This is a genomic window from Paraburkholderia podalyriae, assembly GCF_014397785.1.
GTDB classification, from domain to species: Bacteria; Pseudomonadota; Gammaproteobacteria; order Burkholderiales; family Burkholderiaceae; genus Paraburkholderia; species Paraburkholderia podalyriae.
The window spans coordinates 1-21,393 of record NZ_VZQQ01000072.1; the positions used below are offsets into that span (position 1 = coordinate 1).

Below are 21,393 nucleotides of genomic sequence, written 5' to 3' on the forward strand. Positions count from 1 at the left end.
AAGGGCAGATGAAATGTCGGGGCGAGACTCCGCTGTCTCCCGCACAGCAGTTCTACTCGCTCGTTTCATAAGCAATCCTCCGCATATCACTGCTGCTTGACCCGTTGACCTTACTGCGACAGAGCCGAAGAATATCGTCACTCGACGATCTCGGTGGCGGCCACTGCGGTGATCTGCGGGGCAGGAGCGAACGGATATTTGCTGGCGATCCGCGCGATTGACGATCTGTGGGGCAACCAGACTTGAGCCGGTCCCTCAATTGATGAAGCACGCGGGCTCACTGAGGGAGCCCGCTTCGGCAGACATGCGCGTTTCGGGCATTGGGCCGGATTCCGAGCGGACCAGCCGTTCGAGTGAACATCGCATGGCTCCGCCGAGTAGCCGAAATTAACCGATAGCACCGGTTCCGTAAGCGTTCTGCGGAACTGACATCGGTGTCTTCAAAAGGCAGCAATCTGGCTCTGCGATTGACAGGGTAGTGTCGGCCATGAAGAGACGGTCTACTGTGCTGCCCAGTTCGTCGACAATCGCTCACCGCAGCCGACGCACTATCGTTTCAATCGCTGCAGGTATCAACGACCAGCGCGATCCGACGCTCGGCTGTCAACTAACAGCAGAACTCTCGAGCATCGACCTACTCTGCGACGCTATCCAGCGCGGCGGCACGAATGAGCCGTGTCTCCTGTGCCGTGATCAGATGGCCGGATGCCTTGAGATAGGCAGGGAAATCCGGATGCGTATCGCGTGCAAGGCACCGTCGTTCGTAATCTGCCAGATCGTCATACCCCCACAGGTGGGTGAACTGGTTCTGCGGCCCGACCAGACTGGTCCAAAAACCGAGCGGATGTCCAAGCGTCTCGCGCAGGATCGGCATGGCGAGCCTGTCAAACACATCGAGAAACTCGGGCATCTTGCGCAGCGCGATCGTGTAGACCCGGAAATCCACGAGGGGCTTTGCCAGAAACATTGGGTGGGTACTCATGCGTGCACCTTCTCTTTGCAGGTCATGGCTTTGGTGGCGATCGCGTTACCGGTGACATAGCCGAACGTCATGTTCGAGCAACGGAGCGGGCGAATGACGCTCAGTGGCCCGCACTGAGATAGATGATGACAGACGGAGCTCGCCCCTATTCTGCCGTTCGTGATCGACTACTTGCCTGAAGGACTCATGCTCTCGACCAGAGAGGGGCCTTCCCAGACGGACCTTTCTTATCGGACCACTTCGACCAGCGTTCCCCCATCGTGCACGCGGAGCACATTCCCTTCGGGTGTCATTATTCGAGGAAGGTCTGTCGCGCGCGGTATAGCAGCCTTACCAGGACCATTCCCCGCGCGTTTGTTCGGCAAGAACCTCGTTACCTCGTTACCGGATCGGCGACCCGGCGCGGTGTAGCTTTCGATACGTGATGTGAGAGCACCGCAACCTTGCCTGGTTTAGGCTTGCCGTTCCCGGATGGCTGCATCCGCGCTTCAGGCGGGTTCCAGATTTCAACGTAGTGTTCGCCTGCGACTGCGGTCGAAGCAACTGCAAGCAGTATTGCGCCCACACTCAAAGATCGAAACATATCCTCTCCGTATGCTTTGGTGCCGTTCACGCCCCGGCACGATTTCGCAGTGCCGACACACGAACCGTCGCAGTCAGCACAGTAGCGACGGTTGTGCACCGCCCCGTCAACACGCCACACGTTGGCTTGCGTTGGCGCAGGGGTGCCAATAGTGCGGCCATTTTCGCATGCGTAAAACGTCGGTTCCCCAGCCTTGCCGCGGCGGATGGCTTCATCGATTTCCGGCTCGCCGAACGCCGCTTTCATCCCAGCAACAAACGCCGCAATTTCTGGCTGTCGGATGGTTATCAGGCTTGCGAACGCGTCTATCAACCTTGACTCCTCCGAAAAAAGTGCCTGTTCGCCTGTACATATATACAGGTATTTGCGCAATCCAATGACCGCCCCATCACCTGTCCCGGAAGCAATACACCCGTCCCTGTGGCGGGCGTCGCAGCTGGCGCGCGGCCGTGGCAGGACGGTCGACGCCGGCTACCCGGCGCTTTCAGCCGAGTTGCCGGGCGGCGGATGGCCGATCGGTGCCCTCATTGACCTGCTGGTCCAGCAGGCCGGCGTGGGAGAGATGCGATCGCTTCGACCCGCGCTCAGCACACGTGGCAAACGGCCAGTTGCGGTGGTTCAGCCGCCGCACGTTCCGAACGGCCTCGGTCTCGAGTACATCGGCCTTTCCTCAGAACAGCTGCTGATCCGCGCCACAAAGACCGCCGACGCATTGTGGTCAGCCGAGCAGATCCTGCGTGCCGGAAGCTGCGGTGCGCTCCTGTTCTGGACGCAGTACGCGCCGGTGCCCCACATGAGCAGCGCGCGCAGTGTCGCTCCCTGTGCCAGCAAGCGTTGCGACCGCAGGCGGCTACCGTCACGACCCGGTTTATTCGACCTCGCCAGGCTCGCCGGACATTCCCCGCCGTTCCAGTTCTGCACGGGACCGTTCGAGCTCCTTCGCGATTAGTGTTTCGTCGGGGAGCACGGTCTGGTACTCGGCGGCCAGAATCCTGTTGGGCAGATTGTCGAGCGCATAGTGGGCCTCGGCCGCCCCTTTCTCCGCACATAGGATCAGGCCGACCGGCGGATTTTCGCCGGGCTTCATCCAGTGCTCACGCGCGTAATTCAGATAGAGGTGCATCTGCCCGGCATCGGCATAGCTGAAGCGGCCGACCTTCAGATCGATGATGACGAGACATTTCAGGCGCCTGTGGAAAAACACCAGATCGACCCGGAACCAGGTGTCATCGATCCGCAACCGCCGTTGCCGCCCCACATAGGCAAAATCGTCGCCGAGCTCCAGCAGGAAATCGGCCAGATGCTGGATCAGCGCGGCCTCGAGATCCGACTCCGAGTACTCGTCCCTGATATCCAGAAACTCGAGGACGAACGGGTCCCGGATGGCCTCCTCCGGCGTCATGATGTCACCCGGCTGGACATCGGCGGCTTTCCTGAGCAGCGCCGCTTTGTTGCGCGACAGCGCCAGCCGCTCGTAGAGCTGGCTGCTGATCTGGCGGTCGAGCTGACGCACCGACCAGCCTTCGCGCAACGCCTCGGTTTCATAGAAAGCACGGGCCGCCGCCGTCTTCACGGAAAGCAGGCGCACATAGGCGGACCACGGCAACGTAAAACGGGTAGCCAGCGCCAGGTGATCGGGCGCCGTTGCCATGGCGTCGACGACGTCTTTCGGCGGCAGCGATTTTCCAGACGGCGTCTGGACATTTTCGGAGGCTACCGATTTTCCAGACACTGTCTGGAAAATCTCCGTCTCGGGCCAGGCGATATAAAAAGCGCGCATGCTCGCCAGGTTCGCCTTGCCGAACCCGCGTCCGAAACGGCGTGTCAGGTCGTCCGCGGGCCGGGCGATCAACGCCTGTCCATAGCCAGCGCGCGCCTGTCCGCCCTGCTCACTGGCGACGATCCGCCGCCCGATCTCCCAGTAGGCGGCGGTCATCACGGCATTGACGTTGCGTGCCGCCGTGCGTCGCGCCGACTCGACGACACTGATCACTTCCTTCTGCAGCCCGGCGTAGTCGCCGGGCACGATTGCCACCTTCGTCATGACGCGTTGACGGCATCCTTGAACGCCTTCCCCGCCGTGAACTTGACGGTCTTCGCTGCGGGGATCTGGATTTCGGCGCCGGTCGCCGGATTGCGGCCGACCCGCGCGGCGCGCGCACCCGTGGAAAACGAGCCGAAGCCGATCAGCTGGACGGTATCGCCCTTCGTCACCGCGCCGGTGATCGCAGCGATCACTGCGTCGATCATCTCGCCGGTCGCGGTCTTACTTTCATCGGTTAGCGCCGCGACCGCATCCACCAATTCCTGTTTGTTCATTGTTGATTCCTCGTTGTGGTTGGGGATGTTGCCACCCTACCCGATCGGCCTGCCTTCACGCAATCACGACCAGAGGGGGTCTGATTCTGCAGCAACCGGATTAACTTAAGGTACATTGACTTCCGCCATGCGCCGTCGAGGTCGGTCGGAAGTGCCCGGGCACCGCAGATTATTCACGAATTTATCGCTCGTCATCGGGCGACGACCGGGAAGCGCCATATAGACAAATCACCACATCTGATAACCGGAGTCATCGCGAAGCGGCAATGACGCGAACGGCGGGCTCCGGCCGGAACCCACGTTCAGGTCGGATGGGCGCAGCACGCCGGCGTGCTGCGCGCTCAGCGACTCCCAGGCGGTCGGCTCGATAGGGCGCGCCGGTACTGATCGACTTCAAGCAGCAGATGGTCGATCCGCTCACGCAGCTGGCCGTTCTGCGCGCGTAGCGCGTCTGCCTCACTGCTCGCCTGCAGCCGCACGGCATCGTTCTGTATCTTGAGGAAGCGTTCGGTGCCGGCCAGCTGCGCGGCCGCTTGCGCGAGGGTCGTCGTGCCCAGGCCGGCGCGTTCGATCGACGCGTACAGCTCACCGAGCAGCCGGTTCACGTGTTCACCGGCCAGATCCCGCGCTGCATGCGCTTCGCCAAGCTCGCGGTGCAACTGGGCGTTCGCCTGTTCAAGACGCCGGATCCGTCCATGCGCATCTTCCAGCCCGCCTGCAGCAGCGCCGGGGCTGGCTGGTGAGTCTCGCCCAGATCGCCGGCATCGCGCGCAGTGACCGTCCCGTAATCGGCGGCCCGCTCGCGCTGTGACGCATAGAGCGGCGCGAGCGCCTCGCGCACCACGGGAGCCAGCGCCTGTCGCATCAGGTCGAGATCGACCGGCCGATTATCCGCACTGCCCTGCTGTGAGATCGGCGCGAGCGCCTGCGCTCGCAGGATCGCCTGCTGGAGCGTCGGGGCACTCGGATGGCGCTGGACGCCGACCTGCGGCGCGACATCGCGCAGCAGCCGGCTATAGGTGGTGGCACCAAACACGCGGCCGGTAATCGCCCGGACTTCCGCGATCAGTCCATCCAGAAAGCGCGCGTTGTCGCGCGGGAAATCCCGGTCGATCGCTTCGATGCCATTCATGATCGCGAGCAGTTGTGCATCGTTCCACTCAATTCGGGGTCGGCCCATTTTTCGGCTCCGTAGGGTGCGTCAGAGAAGTTCGCCCTGCCGGGGATCGCGCGCCGGCGGCTTCGACGCCTTCACCGGCCGCGCGGACTGGCGCCGCGGCTTCACACGCCGCAGGTGCGCAATGAGCCGCACGGGCACACCACCGGCCAGCAGCGTCCGACGAAGGAAAAGTAGAAGCGTTCCGGAAGTAAATCTGGCAGCGGCAAAGAAGGCGCACTCATCGGTGCTGCACTTTCCGCGTGGCCATGTAGGCGCCGAACAGGCCAGCGTGCCACTGACTGAGCTCCTGACGCAGAGTGACCAGTTCGTGCTGGTCGCCTTCCTGCTCCCGGCGCAGGACTTCCCCCAGCAGGGCCGTCGCGCGTGACGCTGCCTGGTCACGCCGCACGCGCGCCTCGCCCAGCCGGCCCGCGAGCGCCGGCTTGACCACCAGCAGCCACGCCGGAAACCAGGCGTAATCGTCCACCTCGCCCGTGCCCGGAAACTCCGCATCGAAGCGCCGGCGTAGCGCGTCAAGCGAAGCGTCGCCCAGTCCGGGCAGCAATGCCGCGAACCGCGCGGGCGCCAGCCACGTCAGTTCCGCCAGCAGCGGCCACGCGACATCCAGCCCACCCGCTCTGTAGCGCGCCTCGGTCATCCACGCGAGCGGTGCCGGAATGCGCCACCACGACTCAATGGTCTCGACCGCTTCGCTGGCGAGCGCCCAGTCGGCCGCCAGCAGCCAGAGCGGCGCAGCATGGCCGTCGGCATCGGCGCCCCGAAATTCCAGGGCCGCGGCCCGCTGGGCGAGCGATCGCCAGCACGGTGCGAGCCACGCGTGAACGGTGTGCGCGGGCAGTACCCGTGAGGCGGCGGGCGCCACCTCGTCGTCCAGGTGCCGGCGCGCGATGGCCAAGGCCACATGGTCAGCGAGCGGCGCTGTCGATGCGCGCCCGAGTTCGCGAACCAGCACGACCATTGCCGGCAGCGCGCCATCGTCCGGAAATTCGACGCGCAGCAGATCCAGTGCAACGCGCGCGGCGGCCACATGGCGCCGCTGCAACTGCTCCAGCACGTCGTTGCGTAACATGACGTCCCGACTGTCGGCGAAGATGTCGAGCTGCTGCATGGTCTGCGGTAGGGTCATCGCGCTCAGAAAAGTTGATCGTGAAGAGCGCTCAGGCTAGCCCATTTCACGGTGCTGCGGAAGGCGCGGCCGTCCTCGTTGACCGATTCGATGATCACGCGCTGGCCGCTGGCTTCGGCGACCACCCGCACGATCCGTTCGCCATAACGCATCAGCGCGCTGATCGGCGGGCAGGCCGGGGCTTTGCGGCCTTTCCGCCGGCGGCTGTTCCTGTCTTCCATCGTGCCTACCCCCGCTTGCGACGCACCACGGGCTTGTCTGCCGTCGCTGGTGACGCCGGTGTTGCCGATGCCCTGCGCGAGCGGCCCGGCGTGGCCGCCGACCGCAAGGCACGCGTCAGCGCAGGTGCCGCCGTTGGACGAGCAGGCGCGGCCTTCGCGCGGGCTGGGCGGGCATCGTCCCCACGCGCTGCCGCGAGCTGTTGCTGCAGCGTCACGTTCGCGGCCTCGAAGGCATCGAGTCGCCCCTGCAGGACGCCCGCCTGATGCCGCGCGTCGCCCAGTTGTGCCTGCAGGCCATCGATCATGCTGCGGTGATCCACCTCGCGCCGGTCAGCACGCTTTGCCGCCTCGTCGAGCTCCTTGCGCAGCTTCGCGGCGGCGCCACGCTCGTGATCGATCTCGAGCAGCGCCCGCTTTTCCGATGCACGCTGGCGCTCTTCGGCGCGCTCCGCGGTTCCGCGCAGCTTTTCCAGTTCCCGCGAGAACCCTTCCCGCACCTTGTCCAGTTCTCGGCCCGCACCGCCGCCTCGTTTTTCAGCCGTGTGATTTCGGCCTCGAGCGCGTGCCGCGCCGCGTGGCCTTCGGCCTGTGCCTTCTCCAGTTCGCGGACCTCGACCTGCGCAGCGAGCAGCGCCGCCGTGCGCTGCTCGAGCGCCGTTTCCGTCCGGTCGAGCTCGCCACGCGCTGCCGCGACACGCTGCTCCGCGTCCGTGCGCTGTCCTTCCACTTCTACGCGCAGTGCCTCGAGTTCGGCCTGAGCGGACGTGGTGGACCGGGTCCATAGCGTCGCGACCAGTTCGCCGGCGGCGGCCTGCAGGTCGGCGGGCAGGTCCGGACGCTCGATGCGCACGCGGCTTTTTTCGCGCAGCTCGGTCCAGAACTCGCCCAGCACCTGAGTCGGCGTACCCATGCTGCCGCGCTTCACCAGCTGGTAGAGACGGTTCGCGGTCGGCGTGATACCGAAGCGGAAAAACAGCAGCGCGCAGACCTCGCGGTACAGCTCGCGGGTCTTCGGGATTTCGGCCTTCAGGCGGTCGATCTCGGCGGCGAGACGGGTCTCGTCAGGGAGGGCGTCGGGCATGGGAGTGGTTTGCGTAGAATTTGCCAAATAAAACAACGTAAACCGCTCTATACCTAACGCTCTCTTCAAATAATTTTGACATTATCCCTGTAGTGTCAAAGGCTCTTCCGCGCGTGCGACAATCACGGTGACATGTGCTCCCATCGATCCACGTTCAAACCATGACGACGACCCTGATCGCGCCGCGCCCGCTCCCGACCTTGACGGCCGCCATGGCGTCAGCCGGGCGACCGGTCGTAAGCAGATCACCGCGGCAGACGACCTGAGCGCGATACGCGCGTGGCTCGCCCGTGTTATCGACACAAAGACCACGTTCGAAAACTACCGCAAGGAAGCTGAGCGGCTCCTGTTGTGGTCCATCGTGCAGCTGGGCAAGCCCTTGTCATCGCTCACGCACGAGGGTCTGCTCACCTACAGGCTCTTTTTGGACGATCCGCAACCGCGTTCGCGCTCGGTGTCGGATGGCGGGCGCAAGTTCCCGCGTCACGATCCTCGCTGGCGGCCGTTCTACGGGCCGCTTGCAGTCTCGCGCCAGCGCCAGGCGATGGTGACCTGCGCCGCGCCGAACTGTGTGGCGCCTTCACTGGCGACATTAGCGTCCGTTACGCCGGCGCTGAGCTTGGCTCGATCCATCTACTGCGCGTGGTGGGGAAAGGCGCAAAGGAGCGCTTCATTCCGCTCGTGCCAGCCGTGCTGGAGGCACTCGGCGACTACCTGGAAACGCGGGATTTCCCTCGCGATCCCCTCGTCTGCCCTGTCGGCACTCCGCTTATCCCCGCCCTGCCCGACAACCAGGACATCGGCCAGGTGCGGCGTGAAGCGGCCGAGCGTGGCGACGATGTTCACAAGGCGCTGGCCGCCGTCGCCCGCCAAGCTGGGCCGATCCATCACGACCAGCTCTACAAGGCAGTGAAGCGGCTTTTTTCCGCCGCGACCGCGGCCGCGTTGCGCGAGGAATGCCGCATGCCCGCGCATTCGCAGAGGTCAGCCCGCATTGGTTGCGACACACTTTCGTATCGCATGCGGTCGCGAACGGCATGAGTCTCGAGAGTGCGCGGAATTTTGCGGGCCACGACTCGCTGGACACGACCTCGATCTGTGCGACTGCAGAGATTGGCCGTCAGTACCGGGAGGCCGAAGCCTTCCTAAGGGGAGCCGGTACATAACACGCTAAGGCAAGGCGGCCGACAACGCCGACGTGACTTGATGCTCTCGCGACCTCGGTACATCACCTCGGCCGGGTGCCCCTCCGGGGTCATTGTCTTGGCAAGCCGGGTTCGGGTGTGCAGCGGTCTTCACGCCCTACTGCGTTCGTGTAATTCAGTATATTCATTTTCTAACCGAACATCCGGCCGATGATCGACTTTCACATTTTGGAAGGGGTTTGCCACCAAGTACCGATACAAGATGAGATCGTTAAAGCACTTTTTCACTATGTGGAGAGCTTTTTGGCGACTTTCGTCCGAGAGCGGCCCTCGAAAGGGACGCCACGTCGGTTCGTCGCGCGGGCGTCGCCCTCTCATTACCCACATAGATGATGGCTGTGGGTCCAATGTAAACCGATTTATGTACTCGTTCGCATCGTTCACATCGATGCTCGACAGCGGCTTGCCTTTTGCGAGAAGCGCCCACAACAGCAGCCGCTCCAATTCATTTTGATATCTGTTCCTAGTCGCGGGGCTTGTATAGTCAGACAGCCAACGGTCCAGCGCGGCGCGATCGTCGTCAATCCCTGCGGGCGGCACGGAAGTATCGCGGTTTGTTCCGGCAGACCCGGACAGGTCGGGCGGTACCGAAAGACGCGAAAGGGGAGCTGGTCTGTTGAGCCGCTGCTGCTGCTGTGCAAGATATGGTCGAAGGTGATCTTCTTTCGGCACAACGACGCCGCTGCCGGCCTTCACGGAACGACTTCCAAATTCCACGTTCAGTAAACCAACGAGTATCTCAAGCCGTGATTCGCTTTCCGGATCTGAAGGGTCAAGATGTAGCTCGACGAAGAGCCCGCCGGAACGACCGTTTTTCTTCTTCCCCCGCCGCACCTTGGCTTGAAACGGGGAGCAGTCAATTCCGACAAGGCGATTCAACAAGCGTTGAGGGCTGAGTCGGGGGACAATGTTTTGAAGTGAGATCGCTTCTTCGCAAATGACTTTTTCCCCGCGAAGCGCTACTAAGTCCACAAGGGCGCGACCCGTCTCGAAAGTCAGGCCTCCGGTGGGGAGAGCATTCAGTAACTCCTGCGGCAACGCGGCAATAGCGGACGCCATCGTCAGCCTGGAATGCGAGATACCCATCGCGTCCGCCGCCTGTCGCACTGTTGACCATAGGCCGGAACGACATCCTTGGACATATCGCTCGTTCAGCGCGAGAGGGATTTCGCCCGTGTACGTCCGCCGATAGCCGGACGTACTACGGGTGTTGCAAACGTGCGCCAAAATTTCGGACCTCGATTTCCCCGCAGGATTGAGACTAGCGGAGCGCGCCACCATGTCAGCTATGCCCTGCTCGTTTCGCGCTCGGATAAGCTCACGAGCTGTTCGGTTGACCATTCCAACGCTGGCGAATAGAGCCAAGATCTCCGTCGGGAACTCGGAGACCGCCACCGCCTGAACTATCCGATTCTTGCTCGCGCGCACCCCTACCGCGGCCATTGCGACGGCCGCCTCCGTCATGGTCTCCCATTTAGAGCCTAAGCCCGCCCTGTATAACGCGGCCAGCGCCAGCGGGTCGTCACCTGCGTTTGTCTTTCTCGCAATTTTCATGATCATCAGTCCCTTACTCATTGTCCGGGCATCCCCGGACCGCAATTTGTCGAAAAGCTAACCAAAACAGGCGCCAATCCGATGTTGTTCGTCCGATGATTTCGCTCATACTATCGGCGCCTCTCGCCCTAGCAAGAGTTCTCGTCCCGCGCGAGAGGATTTTTCCGCGTCACGCGTTATTCCTTGGAAATAGGGGCGGCTCTACTGTTATTCGCAGATCATCAAAGTAAACTTTCCGAAGATGGCCACGAAGCGTTTCAAAGTCCAAGTGGTTGCTAGGATGCTGGGTACCAACGCTGAGAGAACCCACGTTTCCCCGGGTAAACGTGGGTAAACGCCCCGGTCTCTCGCTTCACCGTAACGTCGGCATCGGCACGCTGTAGTAATTTCCGCCGACGGAAACGAGACCTTCGTGGCTGACCCGCCGTTCGAGCCGGATCACACCGTTGAACAGACCGGCAGGCAACGCCTGGGAGCGCGGCGCGTTCCTCACTGAAGTGCTGGGCCACGACGCGCTGTGTGGTGCCATGCACGCGGACGTTGGCAACCGTATCAAGCCCTTCACGCGGTTGCCGGTTCAGGTCGCCCAGATTCAGGAAACGCCGTGCGAGGAAGAAGTCCTGTCGGATATAGCGGTAAGAACTCTGGACGATGCTCCACGAGCCGTTCATCGCTGTCTTCGATGATGGTGAAATCGAGACCAACCACCGAGAAGTTCTTTACTCCTCGTACGCGTGGGATTTCCTGCGCGAGGATCTCGACACCCCGGTGTTGAAGAAGCATCACGTCGCCTCGATTCTGAACGGCAAACGTCTCGACTCCGGCACGCACCTGCAGTTGCTGGCGAACGTCGTCTGGGATGTGTAAGACACCTACATCGGTGGCGTCGGTGCGGAACCGGGTAGCCGGATCGGCAAGGTGGTCTTGAACCTGGTGCGGAAGATTCCGTTCCTGAACCCGCTCAGCAAGAAGTTCGAGCCGAAGAATGAAACGGAAGTCACGCTCGATCAGCTCGCGAAGCGGACGTACGAGATCACCAACCAGATGTACAACGAGCTCTCGTATCGCCTCGAGGAATACGTCGTCTCGCTCGACATCACGGACTTCGTGCAGATGCTGCCCCAACCCATTTAACCAAGGAGGACTCCCCTACCCCAGAAAGATTCACCTCTCGCATTAGGCAGTGTAGTTGACTCAGCAGTCCGTATTTCGAAGTAGCTTATCTTTCGATGTACTAAGAGTTATCGAGGGCCGTAGCAAAAAATAACGAAAGGAAGTCCAAGTGAACGATTGGCATGGCAGTAGTTGAATGGTTGTACGTGGTGCTGGGCAATGAACGTGTACCGCGTGGCAGCACCGAGGTGACGCAACACCTCGAGAGCGCGGTATGCGCATCGCAAGACTCAAGATGCGGCTGGATAAGCACCCCGGGGGTCGACATTTTGGCTACTGCAATGTCTGGATCTCTGAACGAGATAGCCTCGACTTCACAGTGTATCTCACGGACTTTGAGCAAACGATCGTAACTATTCAGCGGCTGTTGTAAACATTGGCTGAACCTGGCATAGTCTCGGGATGCCGAAGAAGCCCCCGAGTTGCAGGTTCCCGATCTGAAGTCGATGACGCACGAGCAGAAGGATGCTCTCATCATCGAACTGATGCCGTTGGTCAATGCACTTCTCAAGCGGGTGGATGAATTGGAGGCAAGACTGGGCAAGGACAGTCACAATTCGAGCAAGCCACCGTCGTCGGATGGCTTGCGCCGCAAGCCGAAGTCCCTGCGCGAGCGTGGCAAGGCAAAGGTTGGCGGCCAGCCCGGTCACAAGGGCAACACGCTCAAACGCGTTGGGCAGCCGGAGCACATCGAAATTCATCCGGTTGCTCCGCTGTGCGATACCTGCGGCCAGCCGATTGCGCGCGAAGACGTGTCGATTTCGGCCGAATCGCGGCAGGTCATTGACCTGCCAGCAATCCGCTTCGAAGTCACTGAGCATCGCGTCGAGCAGGCGCAGTGCGGATGCGGGAAGGTGCATCGCGCAGCGTTTCCCGAAGGCGTGAACCGGCCAGTGCAGTATGGCGCCCAGATCAAGGCCGCAGCCGTGTATTTGACGCAATACCTGCAAATGCCGGTGGACCGTACGGCTCAGGCGCTGAAGGAAATGTTCGGTGTGCGCATGAGCACGGGCACGATCCAGAACTGCATCAACGAAGCGGCCATTGCGCTCACGCCTTCCGTGGCCCAGATCAGGCAGGCGCTGCAGCAAGCCGGCGTGGTGCACTTCGACGAGTCGGGCGTGCATGTGGCAGGCAAGCTTCACTGGCTGCATAGTGCATCGACGGCGGTGCTGAGCTGGCTGGGCGCGCATCAGAAGCGGGGCAAGGAGGCGATGGACAGTCACGGCATTCTCCCGTCATTCACAGGCGTGGCCGTCCATGACGGCTGGGCGCCCTACACACACTACGAATGCGAGCACGCGTTGTGCAATGCCCATCACCTGCGCGAGCTGATATTCATCTCGGAAACCACGCAGCAGGCTTGGGCCGCACAGATAATTGATCTGCTGCGGCAGGCGTGCGGCGAGGTCGGCCGCAGTATCGATCAGGGAGCACAGAGCCTGTCCAAAAAGCGCCAACGTTACTATCGGCAGCGTTCGAGCGAACTGATTGCCGAAGGCCGCAGACTCAATCCGCAGCAGGAACGCACCCCCTCTGGGGCAAAGCAGCGAGGCAAGGTCAGGCAAAGCCCTGCGTTCAACCTGCTGGCGCGTCTGGAACGCCATGCCGACCAGGTCTGGCGCTTTACTGTTGATCATCGGGTACCCTTCACGAATAACCAGGCTGAGCGCGACATCCGCATGCCCAAGCTCAAGCAGAAAGTCTCGGGCTGTTTCCGCAGCCAAGACGGCCTCGACGCCTTCTGCACCATCCGCTCCTATCTGGCCACTTTGCGTAAGCAGTCCAGATCACTCTTTGAAGCCTTGGCTCACGCGTTCGCCGGCAACGTGCTCTCGCCTATGCCGACTGCTGAATAGTTACAAACGATCGAGCCGTTCAGGCATCACCAGCGTTTTGCGGAAGGACTCAAGTCCCTCCCGGGACATGAGTACAATCTGTCCCGTGTCTATCAGGCCTGCAAGGACAAAGGCGTTCCTGCTGGACGGAGAATGTCCGGGTCACGTGAGCACTGCCCTGCGTGCGAATTGTCGCTGCAGGCGGCCTAACCCCACATGAAACATAAGCCAGGGAGAATGCTCCCTGGCTGTATGCCCCCTTATTTTTTCGCTGTGCGATTCAAATCAAAGTCAGCCATATATCACCCGGACGATCCCGAATCCAGGGTAAATGCATCTTATCCTGAGGAATCCTGACAATGTCCGTGCTAGAACAGCTTTACACACAGTCGCAGAAGAACGAGGCGATCTTCCTCGAGTTTTACCAGCGCGCCGGTGTGGCGATGACGCAGAAAGATATCAGGCTGATCAAGGACGGCGCCCTGCTCGGCCTGCACAACGTCGCCGCGCTCAGGGAAGAAAACCTCGATGCCGCCGTCAAGCAATGCCTTTTCCTCCTTGACCGACTGGACAGTCGACTGTGGTTTGCGCTCGCTGCATCCAGGTTGATCAATGGCGTGGAACCCCCTCTCGTGGTCCGCGAGGACGCTGGCTCGCTGACCACGCTCGATGGACGGAAGGTCTCGCTTGCGAGGAACGAAGCGCATGACATCCGGGCAACGCTGCGTGACTGGCGCGACTGTGAGCGCAACACCGGCGTCTTTGTCATTGGCGATCTGAGAGTCGTCAAAAACTTACGGTGTGAAACTCACTGCGTGGAACCGACTTTTCGTGGTTCATTTTCTTCGGGGCGCGGTTTGTCTAAAGCTTGGTTCTTCTCTATCTTTCTTCGCTCCGTTCTCCTGCTTCCTTGTAGTTGCTGCATTGTCAGCGGATTAGCCACTGAGGTGAGTCGCAGCGCAGAACCAGCTTGACCCTTGATCCCGCCATCGTGCTATCGCTTCATCAGGGTGAATTTCAAACCGTCCGTTTTCATCGAATTCCACGCCGCTGGTGACAGTCGTCGACCCGTTTACATTCATTGCCTTCTGCGAAGACGAAAACATCGATACGAATTACCTTAGACTCCTTCGTGAGCTCGCGGGCTGTGGTAACGGCAAGGAGGTCGGCCGGCTTCCCCTCAGTGAGCTGGAGCGCTTTGGCACGCAACAGCGCTAGCGTACGGCAGGGCAAGTGGCGGATCTCCGGATCCGTCTTTTTTGTTTCTTCAATTTCTCATTGCTACTGGGCGCATCCCGAGCACCGAGCGCAGGCTGGCAATATGGCCGCGGGCCAATTCGGTGAGAGGAGCCTTCCCGCCATTCGGTGTGACCGCTTCCGACAAACAGCGGCGGATGCGGCCGGCGTTCAGGGCCTGCACAAAACGTTGCTTCCAGTTTACTGCCTGTCTCACCACGCCTTCCTCGAGGGCGCAGATTGACATCTGGTCACCCGTTGGGTCGATCGTGTAGCGCACGTCGCCAGCGAGGGATTCAAAAGTCTGGCCAGCGAGATGCCGGGTCTGTGCCTCGGCCTCTTGCCTACGATCGGACTGCGCCTGGGCTTGCTGTCGATCTGCGTGTTTCTGACGGAGCTGGTGACCAAAGTCGACCGGATTGCGAACCAGGGCGCCGAGATAGTTGATCGGGCGGTTGGCCTGCTTCAGGTGATCCCACGTAACCTCGACGACATCGGAGAGACGCTTGCCGTTCTCGCGGGCGATCCGCATGAGTTTGAAAATCAGGAAATCAGAAAACCCCAGGCCCTGAAGACGCTGGAGATCTGCCGGCACCTGACCTGATTGTCTCTTTTGAAAAGAAGCAGGGCTAAGATCCTTATATATAGCACCGTCTGCCATCGTGGCAGACGGGCGGGCCAAAGACTCAGTTTCCGGTTCTGTTATGCGGCTTTCGGCAGGTGCAGGGCGGTTCTCTGTGAGTCCCAGGAGGTCAGTCGCAGTCTGGGTGAGATGCAGGTAGGACCGGCCAAAGAGGCCGGCTTCCACGTAGCGGCCTTGTGCCCGGCGCTCGATCAAGCCAGCGGCCTCCAGGTCATCGAGGCTACGGTAGAGCGTCCGCATGGACTGCATGGCGCGGCCGGTCAGCAACTCGCGCCGTGCAAAGATCGCTGCGAAAGGACGGCCGGCGTCGACGGTGCGGGCGAGGGCAGAGAGGAGGGCGCGGGCCCGGTGCGGGAGGCCTTCAATATGCGAGGCCCGGAACGCTGCGCGAAAGATGACCCATGGCAGGTTGGTGGCGTCGCACTGAAAGGCGGTGAGGGCGGCCGAATCTGTTTCGACCGAGTTGCTGATTTGAGGATGAGCGTCACCCTCGCCAGCAACGAAGCGTTGCGCGATAGACATATCTGCGATCGAAACCACAAAAATGGTTGGCTAGCGCTTGACTGTCTGTCGAGTTCCGCTACACTCGGGATTGATGCAGGTCCCTTCCCGGTTCCAGCCGGTGGAGTGTAGTGGGCGAGGTTCCAGCCAAGCCCGAATATTCAAAAGCCTTCGGTTCCAGCCGAAGGCTTTTGTTTTTTACAGCTTCAAACCTTCTTCATCGCTGCTTCCTTTTTTCGTAAGCCCTTGTTTCTCAACGACATTCTAAAAGATTGTTTCGGTGCGTCTCGCAAGTCAACTTGCTAAGTTATTGATTTGAAAAGACATTCTTTTAGAATGTTATTCCGCGGCCAGCAGGTTGCTGCGGATGTACTCGGCGATCTTTTCACTCCACTCCTGCGCCGCGTTCTCGCCTTCCTTGCCGCTGAACCGCAACGCGATCACCCCACTCCGTACCGTCATGTCGCAGACCTTGCGCTTGCCGCGATTAAACGTCCGAGCCTGGGGTGCGACCGGTTTGCTTGCCTTCGGCGAGGCAAGGGTCACGGCCCTTTCCTGCGTCAGCGAGGCGTTCTCTACCAGCTGTTTGATGGCGTTCACCACTTCCGTGCCGTGACCCTGCTCGGCAATCATTGCAAGCTTCTGCGCAGCGTTGCCGCCGAGACGATGCGGATTCTTCGCGATCAGTTCTTTCGCCGCAGCAGGCAGATTGGCGAACGAGAAGATTCTTGCAACGTGCCCTTGTGTCAGACCGGACAACCGGATGATGTCGGCTTGCAATAATCCCGATATCTCCTGCATGCGGACGAACTGACGGTACTTCTCATAGTCGGGGAGGGAAGGCGCAAGCAGGTTCGAAAAAACTGCCCCGAGTTCTGCCTCAGCCTGCGTACCGGTAAAGGGCACGGCCTTGATCCGGTCGCGGCCAAGCTCCCGGTAGATCGATACCCGGTTGTGGCCGGAGATCAGTTCGTTGCGACCATCACCTAGTGGCCGGTAGACGATCGGGTGGATCAGTTCGCTGGACTCCAGGTTGGCACTCAGTTCCGCGTATTCTTCCGCAGAGAGTACCCGCCGGCGACCTTCGACCTCGATAAGCGTGCTGATCTCGATGTCGCCAGCCGTTGCGGATGATGATTTCTCGAGGGCTTCCAGCTGTCGGCGCGCTTCCGCCAGGGACTGCTCGATGGCTTGCCGCGCGCTCTCCGCGCTCGCCGCTTTCGCTTCCGCGGCGTCGGCGCGATCAATCGCGTCGTTCACCCGCAACTGGACATCCAGCAGCCGACCCGTCGACGTTCTAGGCGAATCATCGGCGGTGGTTTCCCTTTTGACGGGCTCCGCCTGGATGTTGCTGGTTCTTTCGGCCATGCGTCTCGCCATGCTCATTTAGACCACCTCCTTCGTCCAGGCTCTCACGATCTGGCTATCCAGATACTCTGTCAGCTGGTCAAACGGCTGCCGGATGCGGGCATAGGACGCGCTGTTCACTTCCGACTTCGACAGGTCGTAAATGGTCGACAGCATGGCGGCTGCGCTGACCTGGACGCTTGACTCGGGCAGGAGAATCGGCAGAACGCGTGAGCCATATGCCTTGTGCAGCCAGCCCTGAACCACGCGCGACAGCTCGGTGTTCTTGACCTTGGTCATGATGACCTTGACGAAGTCGTAACGCTTCTCGTCCTTCACGTTGGGCAGTCGCCGCGCAACTTCAGAGAAGAGGCGCCAGAACTGGGTCGAGCTGGCGAAGTCCATGCCTTCAGGAGGGCAGGGTAGAAGGATCGAATCGGCAGCAACCAAGGCGTTCGTGGTCAGCTGGCTGAGGGCCGGCGGAGTGTCCACGATCACGACGTCGTAGTCATCGAGCACCGGCTTCAGTCCCTTGTTGAGGATGTCCCAGAACTCGAACTTGCGATCGGAGAGCAGCTTGGCGGGCACTTCGAATTCAACATCCGAGAGAGCGATGCGCGCGGGAATGAGATCGAGGTTATGCCAGTAAGTCTCGCGGATCGCAAACCGCACGTCCTTCTCATCACCGTAGAACAGTGGGAGGAGGGTGGATTCGTCCGTAACCTCTGTCTCCGGCGCGTAGCCCAACAGCTGGGTCGTGGAACCCTGCGGATCGCAGTCGATGATCAATACTTTTCGACCGAGTAGGGTTAACCCCTGGGAAATAGAAACGGCGGTCGTTGTCTTGGTGACCCCGCCCTTGAAGTTCGCGACCGCGATGACGCGCGCCCGTGCGCCCTTGGGACGAATTGCGCGCTTCGAGGTGGCCTTGATCCACGCTATAGTCTCTTCCAGCGTAAAGACCTTGGCGCGGCCGGCGCCGGTCGACGCGCCGACCGGTAGGTCGCCCTTGCCACTGAGGTATTTGACGCGAGGCTTGTCGATACCGCACAGGCTCGCCAGTGAGGAGCTCGTGAAAGTAGGTGCCTTTTTGCGAGGGTACGGCTCAAGCATCGCGTCGCGGATCTTGTCGAGGACGTCTCCTGCCTGGGTCGAGAGTTCGACCAGATCGTCGACGGAGACCTCCTCTTCAGCTTCCGGCATTCTCGTTGCCGCGAGATCAGGTGCGTTCACGGTACGGTGTCCTTATCCTGGTTGGTGGGGAGTATCCCGGTTTAGTAGGGAACGACTGCCAACCGGGAGAATAGCCGCCTATCTGGTTAACTTCAAGTAAACTCTTAGGAGTTGCCGCCGCGCGCACGGTACATGGGATGTGTCCGGCAAAGGGAGGGCGACGACAGAGCTACGTTGGCTCCGCGTGAAACAATCACGCAGAGAAAAGAAAAGAGGTTAGATCGGCGCTCAATCAAAGGGTTAGTGCGAAAACGAAGTGATTGTTTCACGCAGTTTCTAGGCGCGTCAGCCGAGCGCCTTCAAAAAATCGCGCGACTTTCTTCCTCCGTACCCGGATCCACCGCTACGGTTGCGATTCGTAGTGTTTGTTACGTAGTTTGTAACGAGTACGGAGACGCAACTAACCGTCCTACAGCCCCGTGCCCGACAGACTAGGCTAGGTCAGACTGAAGCCACCAAGGTCGGAGGGATAGCTCAGATGGGAGAGCGCGGGGTTCGCAACGCCGAGCTCGGGAGTTCGATCCTATTTCCCTCCACATTGACAACAAGGATTCGAAATTGCGCAGAAGACATCGCGCCCGCGGAGAAGAGGGTGCTCGAGAACCTGCTGGCGATCGCGGCCGGCAACACGGGCCAGAGTCGTCGCGTTGCTGATTGCCTGCTTGCATGGTGGAACCCGGGTTCATGCGGAAGCTACGACCTGACGACGGCGTGGGGATGTGATGTCGAGATCGTCGAGGACATGATCACGGTGTTCGGACTTGCCTCGCGAGCGCACAGCTATCCAGACACGCGGGCCTATGAAGAGCAATTCAAGGCAGTCAGCCGCGCTCCTCCAGCAGGCCATGATTCATCAGCAACATAGCCGAGCGGGCCTTGGCGAAATTCTTCGCCCAAAGCGACGCCGGCGCCGCAGCGAGCCAATAAGCAGCACGTGCTACGAGGAAACGAACATGCTCGCAAAAGGATCTGGTGGAAAACATCCAGAAATTTGAAACCGACGATGCGTTCAAGTTTTACACGTATCGCGGCTTCTGCGACCTGCATACCGCTGCGATGGGCATCACATTGGCGATCATTGAGGGCCATTGGACCGAATGCGGTCGAGATCCACAAAACGACCATACACTTACGCGAGGGGTTCCGGCTAGCAACGTCGAACGCGCGAGAGAGGTTGTGGGAGGGATCAAGGCTGCTCTTAAGCGTCAGCGGTTCGCGTAGGACTGTACACGTATAAAGCTTTAAAAAGCAGCGGACGGCCGGACTGGTCCTAACCAGTTGATATGACACGGAAAAACGTTTCAGCCAGGAATCACCAGTTATAGACCAAGAGGATAATTGGTGACTCACGTGTACAACCGGTAACACAGACCACCGGTCGGGTGTCCTAGGAAAGATGCGCGAATCGATAAGCTTTTCACGTTTAGACCCGTAACGCGTTACACGGAAGCGTTAGGAGAGGCGTGAAGCGCCAGCGACGGGTTGCTGAAAAGGCAGTTAAAACTCTGTGCCTTTCGCCGCAAAAGCCTGGTTAGAAATTGTTTCAATGGTAGCCATTCATCAAGGGTTGCCATGCGCATTTTCAGGAACAAGCGGCAGGCCGCGCTATCTACGGCCCCCGGCATGTATGCCGAGGAAGATCCATCGAAAGTCATTTTCGAGACGAGCACGCGGCTTAAGGTCGAAAGCAATCGCTGGATGCTCATCGCGTTCGCGTCGGCTGCCGTTGCTGCAGGGGCGGTCTGGACTCGACAGCCGCCGCCTTCAGTTACGCGCGTAGTCGGTGTGTCGGCGGACGTGAGCGGTCATCCCGTAGTCACGGAGCTCATCGCCTACAAGCCAGATTCGCAAGCCGTGCGCACGAGCATGCGAGATATGGCGGTGCGCTGGTTCACGATCGAGCCGGTGCTGACCGACAGCCTGACGACGTCGCGCATGTCGTCAAACATCAACTCGGTGAAGGCCCAGATGATTGGGGCTGCAACCGACCAGTTCAAAAGCTGGTTGCGTGACGACGCTCCGTTCCAGCAGATCACTGCAAATCCGAAACTGATCCGTGAAGTCAATGTGCGAAACATTGCGCTGCTCGAAGACCAGACCGTCCTCGTTGAATTCACAACGACGACTTCCCAAGCAGGCGCGACTGGCAAGCCGGACGTCAAGTCCTATGCGCTGACCCTGCGCTACCAGATCGTCGCGCCTACCGCTGATGCGGCCCTCACGGCGAATCCCTTCGGCATCTACATCCCGTTTTTCCGCCTCGAGCGGACCGGCGGAGCCTGAACAGCATGACCTCCAGATACCAGCGGCCCACGCGCGGGCTATTCGTGTTGCTCGCAGCAATCATCCTGCCCACAGCAGCGGTGTACGCCAAGCGGCCTGCCGATACCGGCTCCTTCTATGCCGCGATGATCGCCGGGGACCCGATGAGCCCTGTCAATCCGTTTAACGGTGGTTCTGACCCGTTGACGATGCCGGGTGACGCCCGCATCGGCGTGTTTCCCTACAGCCGCGACCAGATTTTTCGTGTGCTGACGGCGCCGCTGAAGCTGACGACCATCGAGCTCGAACCGGGCGAGAAGCTGATCGCCGACCCTGCTATGGGCGACAGTGTCCAGTGGGAGATTGACGACGACAAGATGAACCACGTCTTCATCAAGCCGCACAAGGCAGACCTGGTGAACACGCTGCACCTGACGACGAACCGCCGGGAGTACGACTTCACGCTGATCGCTTCGCCCGCCGGTGGCTTCTTTTACCAGACCGTGCGCTTTCAGTATCCTCGCGCGCCGATGGCACGCGTAAATGTGCGCGACGAAGCCGGAGGGGCTGGCGCGGGTGCGACCGCGACAGAACGGGGCGGCGATTCGGGCTCGATTACGGTCTCGCCCGACAAGCTCAACTGGGATTACACCGTCGACGGTAATGCGGAATTCAGACCTGAGGTCGTATTCGATGACGGCCATTCCATCTGGATGCGCATGCCAGTTAAAGCCCAGACGTGGCCCGTGCCGATGTACAAGGATCACGGCGACCGCGTGGTGGGCAATTTCATCCGTCGCGGCGATTTCCTGGTGTTCCAGCGGCTGGCCGACGAGATCGTTCTCGTCTCAGGCAAGGACGAAGTGACGGTGACGCGCGGTCGCCGGCGCGTGTTCGGGGTGTTCTGAT

At 60.7% G+C, this 21,393-nt stretch carries 20 protein-coding genes and 5 pseudogenes; 11 read left to right on the forward strand and 14 right to left on the reverse strand.

Annotation, left to right across the window (positions count from 1 at the left end; genetic code table 11):
• Positions 1-135 precede the first annotated feature (135 nt).
• Positions 136-246: pseudogene (locus F6X42_RS36610) on the forward strand (type II 3-dehydroquinate dehydratase); the annotation flags it as partial.
• Positions 247-634: 388 nt separating this feature from the next.
• On the opposite strand, the gene F6X42_RS36615 reads toward F6X42_RS36610, so the two are convergent.
• Positions 635-982 carry an NIPSNAP family protein gene (locus F6X42_RS36615; RefSeq protein WP_187637450.1) on the reverse strand — a complete coding sequence of 116 codons (348 nt, stop codon included), beginning with the start codon at positions 980-982 and terminating at the stop codon, positions 635-637.
• A gap of 616 nt (positions 983-1,598) precedes the next feature.
• Positions 1,599-1,917 (reverse strand): annotated as a pseudogene (locus F6X42_RS36620) (hypothetical protein); the annotation flags it as partial.
• Between the two features lie 24 nt (positions 1,918-1,941).
• Between F6X42_RS36620 and F6X42_RS44645 the strand changes: the two are divergent.
• Positions 1,942-2,346: pseudogene (locus F6X42_RS44645) on the forward strand (ImuA family protein); the annotation flags it as partial.
• 87 nt (positions 2,347-2,433) lie between these two features.
• Here the strand turns inward: F6X42_RS44645 and F6X42_RS36625 are convergent.
• The 7 genes and pseudogenes from F6X42_RS36625 to F6X42_RS36655 form a co-directional block, all read right to left on the reverse strand.
• A complete protein-coding gene (locus F6X42_RS36625; protein WP_187638794.1) occupies positions 2,434-3,609 on the reverse strand; it encodes a PDDEXK nuclease domain-containing protein in 1,176 nt (391 codons plus the stop codon).
• Complete coding sequence (locus tag F6X42_RS36630) at positions 3,606-3,911, reverse strand: HU family DNA-binding protein (RefSeq protein ID WP_312892987.1); 306 nt, start codon at positions 3,909-3,911, stop codon at positions 3,606-3,608. The genes F6X42_RS36625 and F6X42_RS36630 overlap by 4 nt, the downstream gene beginning before the upstream one ends.
• 314 nt (positions 3,912-4,225) lie before the next feature.
• Positions 4,226-4,489: a hypothetical protein gene (locus F6X42_RS36635; RefSeq protein ID WP_187638796.1), complete on the reverse strand. Its 264-nt coding sequence runs from the start codon at positions 4,487-4,489 to the stop codon at positions 4,226-4,228.
• Complete coding sequence (locus F6X42_RS36640) at positions 4,486-5,064, reverse strand: hypothetical protein (protein WP_187638797.1); 579 nt, start codon at positions 5,062-5,064, stop codon at positions 4,486-4,488. The genes F6X42_RS36635 and F6X42_RS36640 overlap by 4 nt, the downstream gene beginning before the upstream one ends.
• A gap of 217 nt (positions 5,065-5,281) precedes the next feature.
• Complete coding sequence (locus F6X42_RS36645) at positions 5,282-6,172, reverse strand: serine/threonine-protein kinase (RefSeq protein WP_246530408.1); 891 nt, start codon at positions 6,170-6,172, stop codon at positions 5,282-5,284.
• A 23-nt stretch (positions 6,173-6,195) separates the two neighbouring features.
• Positions 6,196-6,411, reverse strand: coding sequence for a hypothetical protein (locus F6X42_RS36650; protein WP_121325512.1), 216 nt, complete (start codon positions 6,409-6,411; stop codon positions 6,196-6,198).
• 5 nt (positions 6,412-6,416) lie between these two features.
• A pseudogene (locus F6X42_RS36655) lies at positions 6,417-7,492 on the reverse strand (DNA-binding protein).
• A gap of 690 nt (positions 7,493-8,182) precedes the next feature.
• Between F6X42_RS36655 and F6X42_RS36660 the strand changes: the two are divergent.
• Positions 8,183-8,533 carry a hypothetical protein gene (locus F6X42_RS36660; protein WP_187638799.1) on the forward strand — a complete coding sequence of 117 codons (351 nt, stop codon included), beginning with the start codon at positions 8,183-8,185 and terminating at the stop codon, positions 8,531-8,533.
• A 254-nt stretch (positions 8,534-8,787) separates the two neighbouring features.
• On the opposite strand, the gene F6X42_RS36665 is transcribed toward F6X42_RS36660, so the two are convergent.
• Together F6X42_RS36665 and F6X42_RS36670 are read right to left on the reverse strand one after the other, a co-directional pair.
• Positions 8,788-10,257 carry a ParB/RepB/Spo0J family partition protein gene (locus tag F6X42_RS36665; RefSeq protein ID WP_187638800.1) on the reverse strand — a complete coding sequence of 490 codons (1,470 nt, stop codon included), beginning with the start codon at positions 10,255-10,257 and terminating at the stop codon, positions 8,788-8,790.
• A gap of 364 nt (positions 10,258-10,621) precedes the next feature.
• Positions 10,622-10,901 (reverse strand): annotated as a pseudogene (locus tag F6X42_RS36670) (IS21 family transposase); the annotation flags it as partial.
• 1 nt (position 10,902) lies between these two features.
• On the opposite strand from F6X42_RS36670, the gene F6X42_RS36675 reads away from it, so the two are divergent.
• The 4 genes from F6X42_RS36675 to F6X42_RS36690 all read left to right on the forward strand — a co-directional run bounded on the left by F6X42_RS36675 (position 10,903) and on the right by F6X42_RS36690 (position 14,236).
• Positions 10,903-11,118, forward strand: coding sequence for a hypothetical protein (locus F6X42_RS36675; protein ID WP_187638801.1), 216 nt, complete (start codon positions 10,903-10,905; stop codon positions 11,116-11,118).
• Positions 11,119-11,169: 51 nt separating this feature from the next.
• A complete protein-coding gene (locus F6X42_RS36680; RefSeq protein ID WP_187638802.1) occupies positions 11,170-11,385 on the forward strand; it encodes a hypothetical protein in 216 nt (71 codons plus the stop codon).
• Positions 11,386-11,846: 461 nt separating this feature from the next.
• On the forward strand, positions 11,847-13,283 hold the full coding sequence (tnpC, locus tag F6X42_RS36685; RefSeq protein WP_187638803.1) for an IS66 family transposase: 1,437 nt from the start codon (positions 11,847-11,849) through the stop codon (positions 13,281-13,283).
• A gap of 338 nt (positions 13,284-13,621) precedes the next feature.
• A complete protein-coding gene (locus tag F6X42_RS36690) occupies positions 13,622-14,236 on the forward strand; it encodes a hypothetical protein (RefSeq protein ID WP_187638804.1) in 615 nt (204 codons plus the stop codon).
• 293 nt (positions 14,237-14,529) lie between these two features.
• Here the strand turns inward: F6X42_RS36690 and F6X42_RS36695 are convergent, their stop codons facing one another.
• From F6X42_RS36695 to F6X42_RS36705, 3 genes are all read right to left on the reverse strand, one after another.
• A complete protein-coding gene (locus F6X42_RS36695) occupies positions 14,530-15,663 on the reverse strand; it encodes a Replication protein O (protein WP_187638805.1) in 1,134 nt (377 codons plus the stop codon).
• A 318-nt stretch (positions 15,664-15,981) separates the two neighbouring features.
• A complete protein-coding gene (locus tag F6X42_RS36700) occupies positions 15,982-17,010 on the reverse strand; it encodes a ParB/RepB/Spo0J family partition protein (protein ID WP_187638806.1) in 1,029 nt (342 codons plus the stop codon).
• 18 nt (positions 17,011-17,028) lie between these two features.
• Positions 17,029-18,222 carry a ParA family protein gene (locus tag F6X42_RS36705; RefSeq protein ID WP_312892984.1) on the reverse strand — a complete coding sequence of 398 codons (1,194 nt, stop codon included), beginning with the start codon at positions 18,220-18,222 and terminating at the stop codon, positions 17,029-17,031.
• A gap of 592 nt (positions 18,223-18,814) precedes the next feature.
• Between F6X42_RS36705 and F6X42_RS36710 the strand changes: the two genes are divergently transcribed.
• The 4 genes from F6X42_RS36710 (at position 18,815) to F6X42_RS36725 (ending at position 21,392) form a co-directional block, all read left to right on the forward strand.
• A complete protein-coding gene (locus F6X42_RS36710; protein WP_312892985.1) occupies positions 18,815-19,087 on the forward strand; it encodes a DUF7673 family protein in 273 nt (90 codons plus the stop codon).
• A 107-nt stretch (positions 19,088-19,194) separates the two neighbouring features.
• Positions 19,195-19,443 (forward strand): hypothetical protein, encoded by a 249-nt coding sequence (locus F6X42_RS36715; protein WP_187638807.1) that lies wholly within the window; start codon positions 19,195-19,197, stop codon positions 19,441-19,443.
• A 351-nt stretch (positions 19,444-19,794) separates the two neighbouring features.
• Positions 19,795-20,505, forward strand: coding sequence for a VirB8 family type IV secretion system protein (locus tag F6X42_RS36720; protein ID WP_090812782.1), 711 nt, complete (start codon positions 19,795-19,797; stop codon positions 20,503-20,505).
• A 5-nt stretch (positions 20,506-20,510) separates the two neighbouring features.
• Entirely contained in the window at positions 20,511-21,392 is an 882-nt protein-coding gene (locus F6X42_RS36725; RefSeq protein ID WP_376776501.1) for a TrbG/VirB9 family P-type conjugative transfer protein, read from the forward strand.
• The last annotated feature ends 1 nt before the right edge of the window (position 21,393 follow it).